This window comes from Microvirga aerilata (genome assembly GCF_016743775.1).
Classification (GTDB): Bacteria; Pseudomonadota; Alphaproteobacteria; order Rhizobiales; family Beijerinckiaceae; genus Microvirga; species Microvirga aerilata.
Genome location: NZ_JAEQMY010000299.1, coordinates 1 through 1,195, shown reverse-complemented (window position 1 = coordinate 1,195; position 1,195 = coordinate 1). Strand labels below are relative to the sequence as shown.

General features: G+C 58.9%; 1 protein-coding gene. It reads left to right on the top strand.

The annotated features are described in order from the left end of the window. Positions 1-254 (top strand): hypothetical protein (locus JKG68_RS33120; protein WP_210346532.1); only part of this gene is annotated, 254 nt, incomplete at its 5' end. Between the last annotated feature and the right edge of the window lie 941 nt (positions 255-1,195).

The window sequence follows — 1,195 nt, the reverse complement described above, 5'->3', positions numbered from 1 at the left end:
GCTGGGGCTGGTTTTACCTCTCGACGGTGCTGGACGACTTCTCGCGCTACATCCTTGCCTGGAAGCTGTGCCCCACGGTGAAGGCCGAAGACGTCACCGATGCGCCTCAGAATAGAGTCGACCCACACGAGATAACGTTTTGCATATTAAAGACTTTGACAAGAAGTGTGCGCACCAGGAAATTCAATGGATGTGAGCTTGAGCCATCAGCCGACCTATCGCGCCATCGTATCTTAACGGTTCAGCCACCATGATTGACCTATCGTCAGGCACATAGGCGCCGGTCTCGTAAGCGCCGCCAGTCATCTATTCTGATCCAGATGGTTGTCTCGACCCATGGTCTTACTGCTCCAGGAGCTTCGATGTTTCAGGCCTTCACGCGAACTCTCCCCAGCCGGTACCAAGCCGCTGTGGTGGTCTTGGGATTGGGCGCTGTCGCCGGATGGGGCCTGCTTTCTGAAACACGCGGCTTGACGGCGGAGCCTGAACGTCAGTCATCGACAGCGGCTGCCGAAGTTCCAGCAGGTCAGAGGCCGACACTGCCCGAACGGGATAGAGCCCAAAGTCCAGCGACCGAAGCCCCAAGTCCTAGCATGTCATCGGGTTTTGGCCAGAAGGAGATCGCTCGCTTGGCCTCAGAGAAGGTCCTGGTTCAGCCCAAGCCAGTTATGGCTCGCGCTGTGCCTCAACCTGTCTCATCTACAGGTCGTCAGCCGCCGACCGGAGCTCCTCAGCCTGGCTTGATTGCGCGCAAGCCGCCAACTCCGCCACAGGCACCGGCACGTCGCGTCAGCACAGCACAGGCGAAGGCTGCACCCGGTGAGAGCAAGCGCTGAGTGAAGCCGAAGGCGCGGTGCGAACCCGGAGTGAATGCCCTGCTCGCTTGGCTTGTGGCCTTGCACTGGTCCAAGCACCCTAGACATGCGTTCATTCCGGCTCACCTTGCGCACTACTGGCGGCGCCTCGTCATCGGTCCAGTACTTAGGTGTGAGGAAGGCCTGAATTGCGACCGGCTACCCCGTCTAGAGCATCGGACGAGAAGTCGGATCCGATGAGTTCTGCATCTCATGCGATCTTAGAACCAACCTCAAAGCCGCTGGTGGTGCGTCCACTTAACGGTCCGATGCTTGTCTTATGATTTTTGCGTCCTGATCGAGCAAGATGAGGACACCGCCAGCGGGTCGCGAGCTCGCTG